Here is a 4255-nt window from a genome sequence, read left to right on the forward strand (position 1 = left end):
CGCGACGGCGAACACATCGCCGCCCCGCTGGCCGTCTACGGTTTGTAGGGGTCCCCGTAGCAAACAGCGGAAAATCCAACGAACCGTGTGACACGAACGCAGAGAGGAGCTGGAGTGTAGGAAAAGCTTCTTAATGCGGTGCTGCGTGAGAGATGGAGGATTCTCGGCCCTCCAGTGTCGCCCTGCGTGGGGAGGCATTAAACCGCCCTCTGCTGCGTTAGCTGAAGACTGTCGTGGTGAGCGTTGAGGGAAAAGGCACCCGTCTGAGGTGTCAGGTGGGGATCAGGAAGGCGTTGTGCTGAAAGCCCTGCGAGGGTTCGCTGTCGAAGCGTCGAAATGGATTAAGACGACATCAAAACCAGGGTGGATTCGACTCTGGGACGAGTCTGGCGGGAACGCGCTTACTGGCCAGATGGTGTCCGGCGTGAAGGCGGCGTGAGCCTGGTCTGCTGCTCTTGCGTGGAACGTGTGAAGGCGTGTCCCGAAACTGCCTGCCCGGCGCTCTGCGGTGCGGGGTGGCGAGAGGGAGCCTCCCAAGCGGTGAACCCGCAAGGAACTGAGTACCGTCGCGGGACGGCGCCGGCGGACTGGCCTGTAGTAGCTGGGAAGCTCCTGCTCGGCACGGTGGGAGCGGAGCCAAGGGGCCAGGTCATCCGTGGCTTGTGCTTGTTCGATCAACCAGCGGAAAGCTGGGAGGAGTCGCGTGAGCGAGCTGAAGTCGACAGGTAAGTCGTTCGAGATCTCCAAGTGGGAGATCTGGGAGGCCTGGGAGAAGGTCAAAGAGAATGGAGGCGGACCGGGAATCGATGGAGTGACCATCGAGGACTTCAAGAAGGATCTGAAGAACAACCTCTACAGGATCTGGAACCGGATGTCCTCGGGCAGTTACCTCCCGCCCCCGGTCAAGGCGGTGGAGATACCGAAACAGCACGGCGGCGGTATGCGGACACTTGGAATTTCCGTGTGTTGGTGACAGGGTCGCGCAAACCGTGGTGGCAGTTCATCTGGAGAAACGGCTGGAGAAGGTCTTCCACCCTGACTCCTATGGCTACCGGCCCGGGAAGTCGGCTCTGGACGCGGTCGCCAAATGCCGGGAAAGGTGCTGGAGAAGGGACTGGGTGATCGACCTCGACGTCCAGAAATTCTTCGACTCCGTCCGGTGGGACCTCATGGTCAAAGCTGTGGAGGCGCACACCGATGCCCCGTGGGTGCTGTTGTATGTGAAACGGTGGCTGCAGGCCCCGATACGGCAGCCGGACGGAATCTTGCTGGAGCGCACCTGCGGAACCCCTCAAGGTTCGGCGGTGTCGCCCGTACTGGCGAACCTGTTCCTGCACTACGCACTCGATACCTGGCTGGTCCGGGAGTTTCCGACCGTCGAGTTCGAGCGCTACGCCGATGACGCGGTGCTGCACTGCGTCACCGAGGGGCAGGCGCAGCGGGTCCTGGCGGCGCTGGGCGAGCGGATGGAGGAGGTCGGGCTGAAGCCGCATCCGGCCAAGACCAGGGTGGTCTATTGCAGGGACGCGAACCGGCGCCGGGAGTACGGCAGCACCGAGTTCACGTTCCCGGGGTTCACCTTCCGCGCCCGGTCGGCGCGAGCCAAGAGCGGCATGGTGTTCATGTCGTTCCAGCCCGCGATCAGCAAGAACGCGCTTAAGAAGATCAGTGGCGAAGTCCGTTCATGGCGGCTGGACCACAAGATCGGCTCGACCTTCGCCCAACTGGCCAAAGCGATCAACCCGATCGTGAGCGGCTGGAGGCAGTACTAGTGCGCCGCGAGGCGCTGTTATTCCGTATGGAGGTGAAAGACCGCCATCTATTTGCCGTCGTAGCGGCGAATTGAAGCTGGAGGAAGCCTGATCCGGGAGTCGCCGGGGAGGGCGGGAGCAGCCTCGACAAAGTCGCGTCGGTTCGGAACTGTCGGACGGGCCGGGCGCGGTGAGCGAGACGGGAAGGTATACGTGAGGAACCGGTGTTGTTAAGCCTCTTGAGCATCCGCCAGCTCTAACCCGACGGATTCGGGCTGGTTAGCGGCGCGCACCCGCATCTTGAAATTAGGGGTTCGGGGAACTCTCGGCAGAGTCTTAGTAGCTCGTGCCGGGAGGCCATGGTGAAAGTCTACGGCGTAACCATGACGATGCCGCAGGGGTAGAGCCGGGTGCCTAACCCGTTGAACGGAATAGCAGTGAACGCGGGAACCATTCGTGTCCGCTCCATGCCTCACCTTCAGCCAGAAGGGACGGGGTTCGGATAGGCGCGACGTCTGCCGAAGGCGCGGATGGGACGGAGCCGCCGTAGTACTCCGAGCCGGGGAAAGCCCGTGCACATGGGGAAGGGCGGCAGCGTGTCAAGTCAAGGAGGGAATGCAATGCCCGAAGATGCCCCGACGAATGTCGGGGCCGTGAGGTGGCCTGATCCTGATACGGCGCACTTCACGGTACGGAGGATGCAGACCAAATTGCATCGCTGGGCGATCGATGATCCCGATCGCTGTTTCGGCGACCTGTTCAACCTCGTCTACGACCCGGCGTTCCTGGTGGCCGCGTGGGAACGCGTGTCCACCAACAAGGGTGCAAAGACCGCGGGAATCGACAAGGCCACGGCTGCCATGGTCGAAACCAGGGTCGGGGTCGAGGTTTTCCTGGAGCAGATCCGGAACTCGCTGAAGTCGGGCGAGTTCCGGCCGGTCGAGGTACGGCAAGTGATGATCCCGAAGGAAAATTCCGGAAAGTTCCGGAAGCTCGGTATCCCCACTGTCACTGATCGCGTGGTCCAGGCAAGCCTGAAGCTGGTGCTCGAACCCATCTTCGAGGCGGACTTCAGGCCGTGCTCATATGGGTTCCGCCCAAATCGTCGAGCGCAAGATGCGATCGCCGAGATCCACCTCCTCGGGTCCAGTGGATATCACTGGGCTTTGGAGTGTGACATCAAAGCCTGTTTCGACGAAATCAACCACATGGCTCTGATGGATCGCCTCCGGAAGAGGGTCAAGGACAAGCGCATCTGCTCGTTGGTGAAAGCGTTCCTGAAGTCCGGGCTCCTCACCGAACTCGGAAACAGGGAAGAGACCCACACTGGGACCCCGCAAGGGGGAATTCTTTCGCCGTTGCTCGCCAATATTGCCCTGTCGGCGCTGGACGAGCATTTCGACCAGTTATGGCAGCAGGAAATGGGCGCGGATGGGCAACGGCGCCTGCGCAAGAAGAAAGGCCTCGGGAACTGGCGGCTCGTCCGTTACTGTGACGACTTCGTCATCATGGTATTCGGTGAACGTCAGCACGCGGAGGCCTTGCGTGAGGAGGTGTCAACCGTAATCGCCCCCTTGGGACTGCGGTTGGCGCCGGAGAAGACCCAGGTGGTCCACCTCGATGAGGGCTTCACGTTCCTCGGCTTCGACATCCGCCGGATGCGGAAACGAGGAACCAGCAAGCACTACGTCTATACCAAGCCGTCCAAGAAGGCCGTTCAGTCGATCAAGGACAAGGTCAGGGCCAAGACGTACAGGTCAACCCGCTACCAGGATCTGGGTGAGCTGCTCACCGACCTGAACAGATCCCTCGCGGGGTGGGCGAATTACTTCCGGCACGGTGTGTCCAAGGCGATCTTCAGCGTCGTCGACTCCTTCACCTGGAATCGACTGATGCGCTGGATACGCGCCAAGCACAGAGGACGAACCGGGCTGTCTATGAAGGAACTCCGTCGCCGCTTCTGCGACCAGGGGTGGAGATTCGCTCACAACGGAGTCGTATTCACCGGCGCGGCCAGCGTCGCGGTGACCCGCTACCGCTATCGCGGAAGGAACATACCGACTCCATGGACCCCGAAACCGGCAGCCGCCCCCACAAGCAGCTGACCAGCGGGCAAGGCACGTGGAGCGCCCGGTGCGGTGAGAGCCGCACGCCGGGTGCGGCGAGCGGCACGGGGAAACGGGCCGGGAGCAATCCGGGCACCGCGCCCCGTGCCGACTCAACCGGCGCGTTTTACCGGACAGCGCTGTTTCCCCTCCTGGGGCGCATCAACTCCTACCTGGTGCGCTGGATCCGGCAGAAGTATCGACGACTGAAAACGGTCAAGAAGGCCCTGCGTGCCTACTACGGCGCGACGAAGGCCTATCCCGCCATGTTCCGGCATTGGCGGTGGAACCGGAACGCCTGGAGAACAGGATGACAAGAGCCCGGTGGCGGGAGACTGTCACGCCGGGATCTGTGGGAGCCCGAGGCTGCAATGCCTCGGGCCACCCGACCGGCTCTGA

4 protein-coding genes are annotated in these 4255 nt (G+C 62.2%); all 4 read left to right on the plus strand.

The genetic code is table 11. The features are described from left to right. Nucleotides 1-703: 703 nt before the first annotated feature. Nucleotides 704-973: a hypothetical protein gene (locus AB0395_RS47620; protein WP_366294841.1), complete on the plus strand. Its 270-nt coding sequence runs from the start codon at nucleotides 704-706 to the stop codon at nucleotides 971-973. Nucleotides 974-992: 19 nt separating this feature from the next. Next, nucleotides 993-1772: a reverse transcriptase domain-containing protein gene (locus tag AB0395_RS47625; protein ID WP_366294843.1), complete on the plus strand. Its 780-nt coding sequence runs from the start codon at nucleotides 993-995 to the stop codon at nucleotides 1770-1772. Nucleotides 1773-2449: 677 nt separating this feature from the next. Then, the gene (gene ltrA / locus AB0395_RS47630; protein WP_366294846.1) at nucleotides 2450-3856 is read left to right on the plus strand and encodes a group II intron reverse transcriptase/maturase; all 1407 of its coding nucleotides are present in this window, start codon (nucleotides 2450-2452) and stop codon (nucleotides 3854-3856) included. Then, nucleotides 3817-4170 (plus strand): hypothetical protein, encoded by a 354-nt coding sequence (locus tag AB0395_RS47635; RefSeq protein WP_366294849.1) that lies wholly within the window; start codon nucleotides 3817-3819, stop codon nucleotides 4168-4170. The genes ltrA and AB0395_RS47635 overlap by 40 nt, the downstream gene beginning before the upstream one ends. Nucleotides 4171-4255: the final 85 nt, after the last annotated feature.

It is taken from the genome of Streptosporangium sp. NPDC051023, from assembly GCF_040689595.1.
Classification (GTDB): Bacteria; Actinomycetota; Actinomycetes; order Streptosporangiales; family Streptosporangiaceae; genus Streptosporangium.

Coding starts and splice junctions, on each gene's coding strand:
- ltrA (WP_366294846.1), top strand. CDS start 2,450: ATGCAGACCAAATTGCATCGCTGGGCGATCGATGATCCCGATCGCTGT.
- AB0395_RS47635 (WP_366294849.1), top strand. CDS start 3,817: ATGGACCCCGAAACCGGCAGCCGCCCCCACAAGCAGCTGACCAGCGGG.